This is a genomic window from Kocuria arenosa (assembly GCF_042879215.1).
GTDB lineage: Bacteria > Actinomycetota > Actinomycetes > Actinomycetales > Micrococcaceae > Kocuria > Kocuria arenosa.
Map to the genome: position 1 here is coordinate 176,256 of NZ_JBHZTA010000002.1, position 14,597 is coordinate 190,852.

The window sequence follows — 14,597 nt, forward strand, 5'->3', positions numbered from 1 at the left end:
TCGCGCGTGCCCGCGCCCAGCCGGGCAGCTCCGGCCGGGCGAGGTCAGTCGAGCAGGCTCTCCAGGTGCGGGGTGCGCTCGTGGGCGCCCGGCAGCGGCTCGCGGCCGCGGCCCAGGAGGAACCACAGCGGGACCACGAGCAGCGCCAGCAGCAGGCCCACCCACACCCACGAGGCGGTCAGCGCGTACTCCGCGCCCGTCAGCACGAGGGCGACGGCCATGAGCGCGGCGCCCACCGCGCCGAGCGCCCGCGCGCCGGCGGTCCGGCCGAGCTTGGCGACCGCCGCGCAGGCCAGACCGTAGTAGAGGGCCACGAGCACCGAGATGATGCCGATCGAGTCGTCGAACAGGGGGCCGGAGAACGCCATCCAGGCGGCGGCCACCACGGCGGTGGACCACGTGGCGAAGGACAGCGACAGGAAGCGGCGCGGCAGGTGCCCGCCGCGGGCCATGGACATCAGGCCGCGGGAGGTGGGGATCATCGTGGTGCCGATGGACGCCCCCGCCGAGACCGCCACGAGCGCGGCCAGCATCGGGGAGGCCACCGAGGACCCCGGGGCGTAGGCCCAGCCGATGGCGGCGTAGGCGGTCGCGACCACGCCCAGCGCGATCCACGCGGAGACCCGCGGGGCCCGCTGGGTGGTGGACTCCTCGGTGAGCGAGAACGTGGAGTCCCACCCCCAGTACAGGAACAGGGCCAGCAGCAGGGCGGCCGCCACGTCCCCGGCCGAGACCCCGGCGCCGGTCGCGAGCTCCGCGGCGCCGTAGAAGCCGGTCCACTCCCCGTCCCCGGCGCCCGTGCCCGGCGGGAGGGCCGGCGCGGTGCGCACGGCCCACACCAGCACGCCCACCCCGATCAGCTGCAGGACGGCCAGGGCCCACTGCACGGCGGCCGAGATCCTGATCCCCGTCGAGGACACCGCCGCGAAGGCCGCCATGAGCAGGGCGGCCACGGCGGTGGTGGTCCAGGGCCCGGCCTCGATCCCGAGGGCGAACAGGGCGGAGTCGGCCGTGACCCAGGCCAGGGAGGCGAGCACGAGGGTCGCCGAGAGCCACAGCCCCCAGCCGCCCAGGAACCCGGTGAACGCGCCGTAGGCCTCCCGCGCCCACCGGTAGACCGTGCCCTGGTCCTCGTAGAGCGCGTCCAGACGGGCGAAGCAGATCGAGACGACCACCATGGGGAGCACGGCGCCGACCAGCACCACGGGGGTCCAGGCGCCGACCAGGGCGTGGATCAGCCCGACGGTGACCACGGCCGAGTACAGCGGGGCGATCGAGGTGGACCCGATGACCGCGGAGGTCGTGGTGGAGATCGACCGGGGGAGGAGGTGGGCGGTCACAGCTGACCCTTCTTGTCGATGACGTTGGGCACGAACCGGCAGTAGTAGTCGGTCAGCGGGCCGTCGGACTCGCGGATCCCGATGCCGGCCGCGCCCGCCTCGCCCACCACCCACGAGCCGATCACGGGGTGGTTGGGGGCGCCGTCGGAGCCGGGGAAGTTCCGGATGGGCGTGTAGGCCTGCCACACGTCCAGCGGGGAGGGATGGGGGTGCTCCGAGCGGATCCGCACGTCGCGGGCGTGCATCTCGATGCCGTCCCCCTCGCGGCCGAACACGGGCTTGCGCACCCACTCCTGCAGGTCGCCGGGCCCGTCCGGGTGGGCGGCCAGCAGGTTCTCGTGCCCGGGGAAGCACCGCCACAGGGCCACGAGCAGCAGCTTGTTGGACTGGAACATCTTCCACGCCGGCTCGTACCAGTGGTGCATCAGGGTGGGGTCGTCGAGCACGAACGCGCCGGGCCCGTCGTCGACCATGTGCTCCCACGGGTGCAGGGCGAAGATCTCCTCGATCGGGCCCACCACCACGGGGTCGTCCACGTCCCCGGTCGCGTGCACCCAGCCGCGGGACCGGGTGTCGTAGCGGACGTCCTCGACCGGCAGCAGGACGGCCCGGTAGCCGGCCTCGACGGCGGTGTTCGCGATGACGGCGGCGTTGGCGGCGTCCTCCCCGGACTCCTCCTCCCGGGTGTAGGCCACGTGCAGGGTCTTCGTGGCCGAGAACGGCAGCCGCTGCCGCCACCGGTCCACGAGCATGGGCCACAGGCCGTTGAGCTGGTCGAACTCCGGGTGGTCCTCGCCCAGGCCAGGGAACAGCGCCTCCATGCGGCTCCACTGGCAGATCGCCCCCTCGACGAGACCGGTGGGGGTGTCGCCGTTGAGCTCGAGCATCTTCGGCGGGCCCGTCCCGTCCCAGGCCAGGTCGAAACGGCCGTAGATCGAGGGCTCCCGCAGCCGGAGGGAGTGCTGGGCCAGCTCGAAGGCCGCCTCCGACAGGCCCAGGGTGCCCAGCGCGCCGGTGGCCAGGTACCGGGCGGCCTCGGCGCACATCCGGTGCAGCTCGTCCGTGACGGACTCCAGCTCGTCCACCTCGTCGGGGGAGAAGACGTAGGCGGCGGTCTCGTTCCAGTACGAGAAGCGCCGGCCGTCGGGCCGCTCGGTGAGGGCGTAGGTGAGCCCCTCGTCGCGGATGGTGCGCTCCCAGCCCGGGCGCGGCGCCAGGCCGTCGATGCGCCGCATCAGGAGCCCCAGCCGCTCTTCGAGCCGCCGAAGCCGCGCGAGACGCCGCTCTTGCCCACGGCCGTCCCGTCGCGGGGCAGGCCGCGGGCCACGGTGGCCGACGCCGGCGGGCGTCCGGTGGTGTAGCCCGCCGAGCGCGGCACGGGCGTGCCGACCGCCGGGACGGTCGCCGCGCGCGCGGAGCTCATGAGCACCCACATGGGGAAGAAGCCGCCCACCCGTGGCCCGCGGTCGTCGTCGCACTCGTCGTCGTCCACCCGGACGGGCTCGGCGCCGCCCTCCCCGTCCGGGTCCTGGACGCAGATCTGGGCGTAGTCGGAGTCCACCTCCTGCACGTCCTGGGCCTCCTGGCCGCAGCCGGTCAGGGCGATCGTCAGGGCGCCGATCGAGGCGGCGGCCATGGTCCGAGAGGAGGGGCGGGGCGGCATGCTGGGCCTTCCGGGACGGGAGCGGGACAGGGACTGCGCAGGACAGCGGCGGATCGGGACAGCGGCGGAACAGGGACAGCGGTGGAACAGGAGGGAGGTGCAGGGGTCGGGTCACAGGTGCACGGGCCGGGCCGGGGCGGCCCGCACGGGCGCGCACCGGCGCGGCCGCGCGGGTTCCCTCCGAGCGTACGGCGTTCCGGCCCCGTCCGGGCCCCGCGGGGGCCGGCCCGTGTCCCGCGCCGCGGTCGCCGCCGGCTCCCGGGCCCGGCCGGGGAATGTGCGGGCGCAACCGGGAGCAACATCGGTCCCGCCGCCGTACCCCCGCAGTATGCTTCGGTCACCTCCGGGGCCGTGTCCCGCCCGACCGGTCGGACCCGCCCGGCCCGCAGCCTTCAGGGGAGCCCATGAGCCGTGATCCCGCCGCCGCCCGCACCGCCCTCCTCGACGCCGGGGCCTGGTTCGCCGACCTCGTCGAGGAGCTCCGGCCGCACCACTGGACGCGTCCGGGCCTGGGCGCCTGGGACGTCCGGGCGCTGGTGGGGCACACCCACCGCGCGCTCGTCACGCTCGGCACCTATCTCACGGTTCCTGCCGAGGACGAGACCTGCACCGCCGTGGCCCAGTACTACGCGCTCTCCGCAGCGACCACCGACCCCGGTGAGGTCGCGGCCCGGGGCGTCGCCGCCGGCCGCGAGCTCGGCCGGCACCCGGCGGCCGCCGTCCGGGCGTCGCTGGAGCGGGCCCGGGACGCCCTGGCGCAGGTGCCGCTCGACGAGGACCCCCTGATCCGCACCGTGGTGGGCGGCACCCGGCTGCGCGCCTACGTGCCCACCCGCACGTTCGAGCTCGCGGTCCACGGCCTGGACGTGGCGCACGCCTGCGGGCTGGACCGGAGGCCCCCGGAGCACGTCCTGGCCGACGCCGGGCAGACGGTGCTGGAGGTCGCCGCCCAGGGCGGGCACCTGCCCGGGGTCCTGCTGGCGCTCACGGGCCGGCGGCCGCTGCCGCCGGGATTCTCCGTCCTGGGCTGAACCGGCCCGGCCGACGGCGCTGCGAGCACCCGAGGTCCGGTGGCACGAGGTCCGGTCGTGGCGTCCCGGTGCGAAGGATCGGGGTCCCGGTCCCCGGGTCAGAGCACCGTGCCGGCGGCGGCACCGTAGCCCAGCCCGATGAGCACCCCGACGAGCGCCCCGACGGCCGTCTGCGCCGGGGTGTGGTCCCCGGTGCGCACCCGCGAGACGGCGACCGCAACCGGCACCGGCGCCGCGGCCAGCGCCGCCCACGGGCTGAGGAGGACGCCGAGCCCCACGGCCCAGCACGCCGCCATCGCCACGTGGGCGGAGACCTTCCACCAGAGCGTCACGACCAGCAGCACCAGGATGCCCAGCAGCACGAACGCCGTGGTCACCGGCACGACCACCGGGGCGTCCAGCGCGAGCTCCGCGGCCACCACGAGTGCCGTCAGCAGCCCGGTGGCGGCGTAGACCGGTAGCCGCTGGGCCCGGGCGCGCACGAAGTGCCCGTCCACGCGCCCGCGCCGGGCCAGCACCCGCAGCACGAGCATCGGCAGCGACGCCACGACCACCGCCGTCCCCAGGCCCCACAGGGCCCCGGACCACCCGGCCCCCGACCAGCCGGCGAGCACCAGCAGGGACAGCACCAGCGGGGCGGGTGCGAACACCTCGGCCACCAGGGTGCTCGGTCGGGACGTGCTGGACGCGGCTGCCATGGGACGAGGCTATCGGGGGTCCCGGGCCCGCCCGCGCCTGTGGTGGACTGGGGCCCATGCGCATCGTTCTGCAGAGGGTGGCCCGGGCCGCCGTGACCGTCGGCGGAGAGGTCGTGGGGGCGATCGAGGAGCCGGGCCTCGTGGCCCTCGTGGGCGTGACCCACGACGACGACGCCGCGACCGCCGCGAAGCTCGCCGAGAAGTCCTGGACGCTGCGGCTGCTGGCGGGGGAGCGGTCCTGCGCCGATCTCGGCGCCCCCGTGCTCGCCGTCAGCCAGTTCACCCTCTACGGCGACGCCCGCCGGGGCCGGCGCCCCTCGTGGTCGGCGGCTGCGCCCGGTCCCGTCTCGGAGCCGGTGTTCGAGGCCTACGTGCAGGCGCTGCGGGAGCTCGGCGCCCGGGTGGCGACCGGCCGCTTCGGGGCCGCGATGTAGGTGGAGCTCGTCAACGACGGCCCGTTCACCCTGGTCCTGGACAGCGCCGAGCTGGAGCGGCCCCGCCGGGGCTGAGGCGGGACCGGCCGGCGGACCCCGGGTCAGGCCTCAGATCGCCGTGCGGGGGGCTGCCTCCTCGGTGCCCGTCTCCTTCCGTGCCTTGCGCTCCCGGGCGCGGTCGAGCAGTGTGATGACGGGCCCTGCGGTGACCCCGTGCAGCACGATCGAGGCGATGATCACCAGCCCCACGATGCGCCACAGGGCCTGGTCCTCCGCGGCGAACTCCCCCTCGGACAGGGCGTAGCCGAGGTAGTAGATCGAGCCGATGCCGCGCACGCCGAAGAAGGCGAGCACGCCGCGCTCCCACGGGCCCGTCCGGCCGCCGATCAGGCTGATCCACCCGGCGAGGGGGCGCACCAGCAGCAGGAAGGCCGCGGCGACGAGGACCTCCCGCCAGGTGAGCCCCGCGAGCAGTCCCCGGGCCACGGCACCGCCCAGGAGCACGAGCACCACCACGGTGAGCAGCCGCTCGAGCTGCTCGATGTAGCTGTGCAGCACGCCGTGGGCACCGTGCACCCGCTCGCCCGCCCGGATGGTCACCGCGCACACGAACACGGCCACGAAGCCGTAGCCCTCGACCATCTCGGCCAGACCGTAGGTGAGGAAGGTGGCCGCGAGGGCCACGAACCCCTCGGTCTGCGCCGCCCCGCGGACGCTGTCGAGCCGGGACCGGAAGAAGAGCCGCCGCAGGAGCAGGCCCACCAGGACGCCGAACAGGCAGCCGACGGCGATCCGCCAGACCACGTCCACGGAGAGGAAGTGCGGCAGCCACGCACCGGGCGCGGTGCCCACGACGCTCAGGGCGATGGCGAGGTAGACGAAGGGGAAGGCCAGGCCGTCGTTGAGCCCCGCCTCGGAGGTGAGCCCGAAGCGGACCTCGTCCTCGCCCTCGAGGTCCTCCTGGGACTCCGAGGGCTCCCCGACCTGCACCTCGGAGGCCAGGACCGGGTCCGTGGGCGCGAGTGCCGCGGCCACGAGCACGGCGCCGGCCGCGCTCAGTCCCAGCACCCACCACCCCAGCAGGGCCGCCCCCAGCAGGCTCAGGGGCATGGCGATCCCCAGCAGCCGCCAGGTCGTCGCCCACCGCCGGAACCCCAGTGGGCGGTCCAGGGCCAGTCCGGCGCCCATCAGCGAGACGATCACGCAGATCTCGCTCAGGTGCACGGTGACGTCGCCGTGGGCCACCGGGTCCGGGTCGGGCAGGGTGTCGGCCAGCGAGAAGATCACCGCCCCGGCGCCCAGGAACACCATGGGCATCGACACGGGGGCCCGCACGAGCAGGCGGGGCAGGAGGGCGGCCGCGAACACGGCCAGCCCGGCGGCGGCGAAGAGCAGACTCGGGGCCTCGAACACCGGTACCTCATTCCTGGAACGGCCGGGCGGGGTCCCCGGTGGACCCCGCGCCGTGCTGGTCGTCGTCATGGCCGTCGTCGTGGCCGCCGCCGAGCGGAGAGCGCCCGCCGGTGGCACCGACGTGATCAGCATGCTGATCGTACGCCCATCGACCCCCCCACGGACAGGCCACGGCGGGCGCAGCCGCTAGCCTGAGGGGGTGACCGGCTCCCTCTTCGACGACCTCGACGCCCCCGATCCCGGCTCCGGCGCCCCCGGGGACGAGGAGGACCGCGGCGCCCGCCCCGCCGGCCGGGCACGGCGGTCCCGCTCCCGGGCACCCCTCGCGGTGCGGATGCGCCCGCGCCGCCTCGGCGAGATCGTGGGCCAGCAGCACCTGCTCAAGCCCGGCTCCCCGCTGCAGGTGCTGGCGGGGGCGGACCGCGGACCGGCGGGACCGTCGTCGATCATCCTGTGGGGACCCCCGGGCACGGGCAAGACCACCCTGGCCCACGTGATCGCCCGGGGCGTGTCTCGGAAGTTCGTGGAGCTCTCCGCGATCACCGCCGGCGTCAAGGACGTGCGGAGGGTGATGGACGAGGCGCTCACGGACCGGGACCTGCACGGGCGCACCACGGTGCTGTTCCTCGACGAGATCCACCGCTTCACCAAGGCCCAGCAGGACGCGCTGCTGCCGGGGGTGGAGAACCAGTGGGTGGTGCTGGTGGCGGCCACCACGGAGAACCCGTCCTTCTCGGTGATCTCGCCGCTGCTCTCGCGCTCGCTGCTGCTCACGCTGCAGCCCCTGGAACGCGCCGACATCGGGGCGCTGCTGGACCGCGCCGTCGTCGACCCCCGGGGCCTCAACGGCGAGGTGGCGCTCTCCCCGGAGGCGCGCGAGCACCTCCTGGACCTGTGCGGCGGGGACGCCCGCAAGGCCCTGACCTCCCTCGAGGCCGCCGCCGGGGTCGCGTTCTCGGAGCAGCCGGTGCCCCACGGCGAGGACCACCAGGACGACGCGGACGACGCCGAGGACGACGACGGGGCTCTCGGGCGGCCGGTCCCGGTGGTCACCCGGGAGCACGCCGAGGAGGCCCTCGACCGGGCGGCGGTGCGCTACGACAAGAACGGCGACCAGCACTACGACGTGGTCAGCGCGTTCATCAAGTCGATCCGCGGCTCGGACGTGGACGCCGCGATGCACTACCTCGCCCGGATGATCGAGGCGGGGGAGGACCCGCGGTTCATCGCCCGCCGGCTCATCATCTCCGCCTCCGAGGACATCGGCACCGCCGACCCGACCGCCCTGCAGACCGCGGTGGCGGCCGCCGACGCCGTCCAGCTCATCGGCATGCCCGAGGGGCGGATCCCGCTGGCCCAGGCCGTGGCGCACCTGGCGACCGCCCCGAAGTCCAACGCCGCCTACACCGCGATCAACGAGGCGATCGCCGACGTCCGCGCGGGCCGGGCCGGTCCCGTCCCGCTCCACCTGCGCGACGCCCACTACCCCGGGGCGGGCCAGCTCGGCCACGGCCGGGGCTACGTCTACTCCCACGACGAGGCCAACGGCGTGGCCGTCCAGCAGTACCCGCCCGACGAGCTCGTCGGCACCGACTACTACCGGCCCACCGAGCACGGCCGCGAGCGGGAGATCGCCCACCGGCTCGAGATCCTGCGGGGCATCGTCCGGGGCCGGTGACCGCCGTGCTCAGCGGCCGAACAGGTGCCGCACCACCGACGAGGCCGTGCGCTCGTCGATCAGCAGGTCCGTGACCACCCCCGCCCGCAGGGCGCCCACCACGCCCGGCACCTTGTGGTCCCCCGCCACCACGCACAGCCGGCGCGGGATCCGCCGCAGCTCCATGGGCGTCGGCCCGCTCGCCCGCCGGTTGTAGTCGATGTCGGCGTAGGTCCCGTCCTCCCGCAGGAAGACCGTGCACACGTCGCCGACCACGCGGTGCGCGGACAGCTCCCGGAGCGCGTCCTCCGGCAGGTAGCCGCTGCTGTACACCTGGGAGATCATCGGCCCGCGGAAGGCCCCCACGCTGAACACCGCCAGGTCCGCCGCGTTGCGCACCGCCAGCACCCGGCGCACCGAGGACTCCTGCCACATCAGCCGCCGCGTCTCCTCCTGGTCGAAGAACGCCGGGGTGGGGAAGGGCAGCAGGGCGGCCCCGAAGGCCGCCGACATCTGCCCGAGCAGGGCCGAGGACTGCGCCGCCCCCGTGGAGCGGGCACTGACCGCCCCGTTCATCTGCACCACGACGGCGTCCCGCGTGGCCTTCGGCTGCAGGTGGCTCCCGATCGCCGAGGTCGTGATGCCCCAGGCGACCGCCAGGGTCATCCCGTCCCCGAACCAGTCGCCCAGCAGCCCCGCCGCGGCCCGGGCCACGGACTCCAGCCGCTGCGGCTCCGTGGCCGTGCGCGGCGTGCCCGCCACGTGCACCGTTACCCCGAAGGCCTCCCGCAGCCGGCGGGACAGGTCGTGTCCCGCGTCCGGGGGAGCGGCGAGGCTGATGCGCACGATGCCCCGCTCCCGGGCGGCCTGCAGCATCCGCGAGACCGTGGGGCGGGACACGCCGAAGCGGTCCGCCACCGCCTCCATCGTCATGCCCTGCACGTAGTACAGCTCCGCCGCGTGGTGGAGCTCGGCATCACCGTGCATGTTGCCCTCCATGTCCTGCACGTCCGTTCATTTGCTTTGAGCATAGGTGCAATCCGCGACAGAGTGTGATGCAGAGCACGTTACCGGCCCGAAACCCACCCTCCCGAGGAGTTCCCCACCATGGCCCACCCAGCACTCTCCAGCACCGAACGGGACCGGGCGCTCGCCGAGTTATCCGGCGGCCCCGAGCTCGACGTCCTCGTGGTCGGCGGAGGCATCACCGGGGCCGGCATCGCCCTCGACGCCGTCACCCGGGGCCTGCGCACCGGCATCGTCGAGGCCCAGGACTGGGCCGGCGGCACCTCCCAGTGGTCCTCCAAGCTCGTCCACGGCGGACTGCGCTACCTCCAGCAGCTCGACTTCAAGCTGGTCTCCGAGGCCCTGCGGGAGCGCGAGCTGCTGCTGGACTTCCTCGCCCCCCACCTCGTCAAGCCCGTGCCCTTCCTCTACCCGCTGACCCACCGCTTCTGGGAGCGGCCCTACGTCACCGCCGGGATCGGCCTCTACGACGCCCTGGCCCACCTCGGCGCCAAGGTCGCGACCCTGCCCTACCAGCGGCACTACGGCTTCAAGGGCGTCCAGCGGGTCTTCCCCGACGTGAAGCCCGGCTCCATGGTCGGCGCCGTCCAGTACTGGGACGGCCAGGTCGACGACGCCCGCCTCGTCGTGACCATCGTGCGGACCGCCGTGCGCTACGGCGCGCTCGCCGCCAACCGGACCAGGGCGGTCGCCTTCCCGACGGACGAGACCGGTCGCGTCGTGGGGGCCACCGTCCAGGACCTCGAGACGGGGGCGGAGCACACGGTCCGGGCGAAGACGGTCATCGCCGCCACCGGGGTGTGGACCGAGCAGACGCAGGACCTGGCGCACGCCGAGGGCGGGCTGAAGGTGCTGGCCTCCAAGGGCATCCACATCATCGTGCCCCGCGATCGGATCCGCGGCGAGAAGGGGCTCATCCTGCAGACCGAGAAGTCCGTGCTGTTCATCATCCCGTGGGCGCGGTACTGGATCATCGGCACCACCGACACCCCCTACCACCAGGACCTGGTGAACCCGGTGGCCACGGCCGAGGACATCGACTACGTCATCGACCACGCCAACGTGGTCCTGGACCGGCCGCTCACCCGCGAGGACGTCATCGGCACGTACGCCGGGCTGCGTCCGCTGCTGCAGCCGGGGACGAAGAAGGGCGGCGGGGACGCGCAGTCCACGAAGATCTCCCGGGAGCACACCGTGACCGAGGTGGCCCCCGGGCTGATCACGATCGCCGGCGGCAAGCTCACCACCTATCGGGTGATGGCCGAGGACGCCGTGGACCTCGCCCTGGGCGAGGAGCGGGCCAAGGCCGTGCCCTCGGTCACGGACCGCACGCCGCTGCTGGGCGCCGAGGGCTACCTCGCGCTGAGCCGCCAGGCCGGCACCCTGGGCGCCCGGTACGACTGGAACGAGGAGCGGGTGAAGCACCTGCTCGGCCGCTACGGGTCGGCGATCACCGAGATCGCCGAGCTCGTGGAGGACCGCCCCGACCTGGGCCGCCCGCTGGAGGGCGCCCCGGCCTACCTGAGGGCGGAGATCGTGCACGCGTGCACCCACGAGGGTGCGCTGCACCTCGAGGACCTCTACGACACCCGCACCCGGCTCACCTGGGAGCAGGCCCGCCACGGCCTCGACGCGGTCGAGGAGGTCGCGGACCTCGCGGCCGAGGCCCTCGGCTGGGACGAGCAGCGGCGCGGGGCCGAGGTCGAGGCCTACCGGCTCCGCTGCGCGGCGGAGGACGCGGCCGCCGGGACCTCCGACGACACCGCGGCGGCCGCCGCACGGGCCGCCGCCCCCGACGTCCTGGAGCTCGTGCGCCCCTCCGACGCCTGAGCGCCTCCCGGTCCCCGTCCCGCCGAACCTCCACCGACCCCCCCACCGACCCACCCCCCACCGGCCGTCCCCGACGGACGGCCGGTCCGTCCAGTCCGCACCACCTGAGGAGTCGCAGTGCTGTCGATGTCGAACGTTGTGGTCCAGGCCGTCGCGCCTACCGTGCCCATCTCCCTGTCCACCGTCTTCTGGTCCGAGGTCGCGGGCACCGCGATGCTGATCCTGCTCGGCGCCGGCGTGGTCGCCAACGCCGTGCTGCCGAGGACCAAGGGACTCGGCGGCGGGTTCCTGATGATCAACTTCGGGTGGGGCCTGGCGGTGTTCGCCGGTGTCTACGTCGCCTGGCAGTCGGGCGCGCACATCAACCCCGCCGTGACCGTGGGCCTGTGGGCCAGCGGCGCCGAGGAGTACGCCCCCGGTGTGGCGGTCGGCCTCGTCAGCACGCTCGTCTACTTCGCCGGAGAGCTGGTGGGTGCCTTCCTGGGCGCCGTGCTCGCCTTCCTCGCCTACAAGAAGCACTTCGACGAGGACGTCGACGCGGAGACCAAGCTCGCCGTGTTCTCCACCGGCCCCGCCGTGCGCTCCTACGGCTGGAACGTGGTCACCGAGGTGATCGGCACGTTCGTCCTCGTCATCGTGATCCTGCTCTTCGGCAACACGCCCTCGGAGATCGGGCCGCTGGCCGTGGCGCTGCTCGTGGTCGGCATCGGCGCGAGCCTCGGCGGGCCCACGGGCTACGCCATCAACCCCGCCCGTGACCTCGGTCCGCGCATCGCCCACGCCGTCCTGCCCATCCGCGGGAAGGGCTCCAGCGACTGGGCCTACGCCTGGGTCCCGGTCGTGGGCCCGCTCATCGGCGCCGTGCTCGCCGGCGGCTTCTTCCAGCTGTACGCCAACGTTCCCGCCTGACGCCCGCACCACCACCGACCGACCCGTCCACGACACCACCACGAAGTGAGGTACCACCCATGAGCACCGACACCAAGTACGTCATGGCCATCGACCAGGGCACCACCAGCACCCGGGCGATCATCTTCGACCACGGGGGCTCGATCGTCAGCACCGGGCAGCTCGAGCACGAGCAGATCTTCCCGCGCGCGGGCTGGGTGGAGCACGACGCGATGGAGATCTGGCGCAACGTCCGCAAGGTCGTCGCGGACGCCGAGGCCTCCGCCGAGATCAACGCCCGGGACCTGGCCGCCGTGGGCATCACCAACCAGCGCGAGACCACCGTGGTCTGGGACCGCACCACCGGAGAGCCCGTCTACAACGCCATCGTCTGGCAGGACACCCGCACCCAGAAGATCGCCGAGGAGCTCGGCGGGGAGGCCGGCCCGGACCGGTACAAGGACCGGGTGGGCCTGCCCCTGGCCAGCTACTTCTCGGGCCCGAAGGTCAAGTGGATCCTCGACAACGTGGACGGCGCCCGGGAGCGGGCCGAGCGCGGGGACCTGCTCATGGGCAACACCGACTCCTGGCTGGTGTGGAACATGACGGGCGGCGTGGACGGAGGGGTGCACGTCACCGACGTCACCAACGCCTCGCGCACCATGCTGATGAACCTGGCGACCCTCGACTGGAACGAGGAGATCTGCGCCGACATGGGCATCCCCACGTCGATGCTCCCCGAGATCCGCTCCTCCTCCGAGGTCTACGGCCGGGGCCGCACCCGCGGCTTCCTCAAGGACGTGCCGATCGCCGGCATCCTGGGCGACCAGCAGGCCGCGATGTTCGGGCAGGCGTGCTTCGAGAAGGGCATGGGGAAGAACACCTACGGCACGGGCAGCTTCGTGCTGATGAACGTGGGCACCGAGGTGGTGCACTCGGAGAACGGGCTGCTGAGCACCGTGTGCTACAAGATCGGCGACCAGGACGCCGTCTACGCCCTGGAGGGCTCCATCGCCGTGACCGGGTCCCTGGTGCAGTGGCTGCGCGACAACCTGGGCATCATCTCCTCCGCGCCGCAGGTCGAGTCCCTGGCCGCGTCGGTCGAGGACAACGGTGGCGCCTACTTCGTCCCGGCCTTCAGCGGCCTGTTCGCCCCGTACTGGCGCTCGGACGCCCGCGGCGCCCTGGTGGGCCTGACCCGCTACGTCAACAAGGGCCACATCGCCCGGGCCGCCCTGGAGGCCACGGCCTACCAGTCCCGCGAGGTGGTCGAGGCGATGAACGCCGACGCCGGGGTGGACATCACCGAGCTCAAGGTGGACGGCGGGATGACCGCCAACGAGCTGCTCATGCAGTTCCAGGCGGACCAGCTCGGGGTGCCCGTGATCCGCCCGGAGGTCACCGAGACCACGGCCCTCGGCGCCGCCTACGCCGCGGGCATCGCCGTCGGCTTCTGGTCCGGGACGGAGGAGGTCACCGCGAACTGGGCCGAGAACAAGCGCTGGGAGCCGCAGATGGAGGACGCCGAGCGCGGCCGGCTGTTCCGCAACTGGCAGAAGGCCGTCACCAAGACCTTCGACTGGGTGGACGAGGACGTCGACTGACCGCGTCCTCCCCGAGGGCTCGCCGCCGGAGCGCCGTCCGGGATTCCCGGGCGGCGCTCCGGCGCGCCGGGACCGGGGCGGGGGCCGGCCCGCACGGCGAGGGCGCGGGGCGCGCCACGCCCCCGCACACGCTATAGTGGGACGTCGGCCGGCAAGGCCCGTGCTCCCGCACGCCCGGCGCACCGCCTCAACCACGGTGCACGGCGCGCGGCCACGGCGCTTGCAGGACAGGAGGATTGCGGCTGATCCTCACCTCTCCGGCGGGACCGATCCCGTCCTCGGAGGCCGGACCGAACAGAACACGCTTCCCCCGCACCGGACTCCGGACGGGGGAGAGCACCGCATTGTGAAAGGTAAACGTGGCTAACAACACGCGTGCGCGCCGCCAGGTGCGCAAGTCCCGTGCCCTCGGGATCGCCCTGACCCCGAAGGCCGAGAAGTACTTCGAGCGCCGTCCCTACGGCCCCGGTGAGCACGGCCGTGCCCGCCGGAAGGCCGACTCGGACTACGCCGTCCGTCTGCGCGAGAAGCAGCGTCTCCGGGCGCAGTACAACATCCGCGAGAAGCAGATGCACATCGCCTACGTCGAGGCCAAGCGCCAGGAGGGTCAGACCGGTGAGAACCTGGTCGCCCTGCTGGAGTCCCGCCTGGACGCCCTGGTCCTGCGCTCCGGCTTCGCCCGGACCATGGCCCAGGCCCGCCAGATGGTCGTGCACCGCCACATCCTGGTGGACGGCGAGCGGGTGGACCGTCCCTCCTACCAGGTCAAGGAGGGTCAGCTGATCCACGTGCACGCCAAGTCGGAGAAGATGGTGCCCTTCCAGGTCGCCGCCGCCGGCGCGCACCAGGCCGTGCTGCCCGACACCCCGGGCTACCTCGACGTGCAGATCGAGAAGCTGCAGGCCAAGCTGGTGCGCAAGCCCAAGCGCGCCGAGGTCCCCGTGACCTGCGAGGAGCAGCTCGTGGTGGAGTACTACGCCCGCATGGCCTGATCCTGCGGGCTCCTGCCGCCG

Annotated in this window: 12 protein-coding genes and 1 pseudogene; 7 read left to right on the plus strand and 6 right to left on the minus strand. The window is 73.7% G+C overall.

Features of this window, described 5'->3' with window-relative positions:
* Nucleotides 1-44: 44 nt before the first annotated feature.
* Genes ACFYE3_RS04215 through ACFYE3_RS04225 form a run of 3 tightly spaced genes read right to left on the minus strand, consistent with a single transcriptional unit; the run spans nucleotide 45 to nucleotide 2,976 of the window.
* The gene (locus tag ACFYE3_RS04215; protein ID WP_387606324.1) at nucleotides 45-1,340 is read right to left on the minus strand and encodes an APC family permease; all 1,296 of its coding nucleotides are present in this window, start codon (nucleotides 1,338-1,340) and stop codon (nucleotides 45-47) included.
* Nucleotides 1,337-2,575, minus strand: coding sequence for a glutathionylspermidine synthase family protein (locus ACFYE3_RS04220; protein ID WP_387606327.1), 1,239 nt, complete (start codon nucleotides 2,573-2,575; stop codon nucleotides 1,337-1,339). The genes ACFYE3_RS04215 and ACFYE3_RS04220 overlap by 4 nt, the downstream gene beginning before the upstream one ends.
* The gene (locus ACFYE3_RS04225) at nucleotides 2,575-2,976 is read right to left on the minus strand and encodes a hypothetical protein (RefSeq protein ID WP_387606329.1); all 402 of its coding nucleotides are present in this window, start codon (nucleotides 2,974-2,976) and stop codon (nucleotides 2,575-2,577) included. Before ACFYE3_RS04225 ends, ACFYE3_RS04220 begins: the two co-directional genes overlap by 1 nt.
* Before the next feature lie 431 nt (nucleotides 2,977-3,407).
* Here ACFYE3_RS04225 and ACFYE3_RS04230 point away from each other — a divergent pair, with 431 nt between their 5' ends.
* Nucleotides 3,408-4,034, plus strand: a complete 627-nt coding sequence (locus ACFYE3_RS04230; RefSeq protein WP_387606332.1) for a maleylpyruvate isomerase N-terminal domain-containing protein — start codon at nucleotides 3,408-3,410, stop codon at nucleotides 4,032-4,034.
* Nucleotides 4,035-4,132: 98 nt separating this feature from the next.
* Here the strand turns inward: ACFYE3_RS04230 and ACFYE3_RS04235 are convergent, their stop codons facing one another.
* Nucleotides 4,133-4,732, minus strand: a complete 600-nt coding sequence (locus ACFYE3_RS04235) for a hypothetical protein (RefSeq protein WP_387606335.1) — start codon at nucleotides 4,730-4,732, stop codon at nucleotides 4,133-4,135.
* A 56-nt stretch (nucleotides 4,733-4,788) separates the two neighbouring features.
* Between ACFYE3_RS04235 and dtd the strand changes: the two are divergent.
* A pseudogene (gene dtd, locus ACFYE3_RS04240) lies at nucleotides 4,789-5,241 on the plus strand (D-aminoacyl-tRNA deacylase).
* 33 nt (nucleotides 5,242-5,274) lie between these two features.
* Here dtd and ACFYE3_RS04245 read toward each other — a convergent pair.
* Nucleotides 5,275-6,579, minus strand: coding sequence for a cation:proton antiporter (locus tag ACFYE3_RS04245; protein WP_387606338.1), 1,305 nt, complete (start codon nucleotides 6,577-6,579; stop codon nucleotides 5,275-5,277).
* Between the two features lie 199 nt (nucleotides 6,580-6,778).
* Here ACFYE3_RS04245 and ACFYE3_RS04250 point away from each other — a divergent pair, with 199 nt between their 5' ends.
* Nucleotides 6,779-8,257, plus strand: coding sequence for a replication-associated recombination protein A (locus ACFYE3_RS04250; protein ID WP_387606340.1), 1,479 nt, complete (start codon nucleotides 6,779-6,781; stop codon nucleotides 8,255-8,257).
* Nucleotides 8,258-8,266: 9 nt separating this feature from the next.
* Here the strand turns inward: ACFYE3_RS04250 and ACFYE3_RS04255 are convergent, their stop codons facing one another.
* Nucleotides 8,267-9,235, minus strand: coding sequence for a sugar-binding transcriptional regulator (locus ACFYE3_RS04255; RefSeq protein WP_387606989.1), 969 nt, complete (start codon nucleotides 9,233-9,235; stop codon nucleotides 8,267-8,269).
* A gap of 108 nt (nucleotides 9,236-9,343) precedes the next feature.
* Between ACFYE3_RS04255 and ACFYE3_RS04260 the strand changes: the two genes are divergently transcribed.
* The 4 genes from ACFYE3_RS04260 (at nucleotide 9,344) to rpsD (ending at nucleotide 14,576) form a co-directional block, all read left to right on the plus strand.
* A complete protein-coding gene (locus ACFYE3_RS04260) occupies nucleotides 9,344-11,092 on the plus strand; it encodes a glycerol-3-phosphate dehydrogenase/oxidase (protein WP_387606343.1) in 1,749 nt (582 codons plus the stop codon).
* A gap of 126 nt (nucleotides 11,093-11,218) precedes the next feature.
* A complete protein-coding gene (locus ACFYE3_RS04265; protein ID WP_387606346.1) occupies nucleotides 11,219-12,001 on the plus strand; it encodes an MIP/aquaporin family protein in 783 nt (260 codons plus the stop codon).
* 59 nt (nucleotides 12,002-12,060) lie between these two features.
* The gene (gene glpK, locus ACFYE3_RS04270) at nucleotides 12,061-13,584 is read left to right on the plus strand and encodes a glycerol kinase GlpK (protein WP_387606349.1); all 1,524 of its coding nucleotides are present in this window, start codon (nucleotides 12,061-12,063) and stop codon (nucleotides 13,582-13,584) included.
* 359 nt (nucleotides 13,585-13,943) lie between these two features.
* A complete protein-coding gene (gene rpsD, locus ACFYE3_RS04275) occupies nucleotides 13,944-14,576 on the plus strand; it encodes a 30S ribosomal protein S4 (protein WP_017832285.1) in 633 nt (210 codons plus the stop codon).
* Nucleotides 14,577-14,597: the final 21 nt, after the last annotated feature.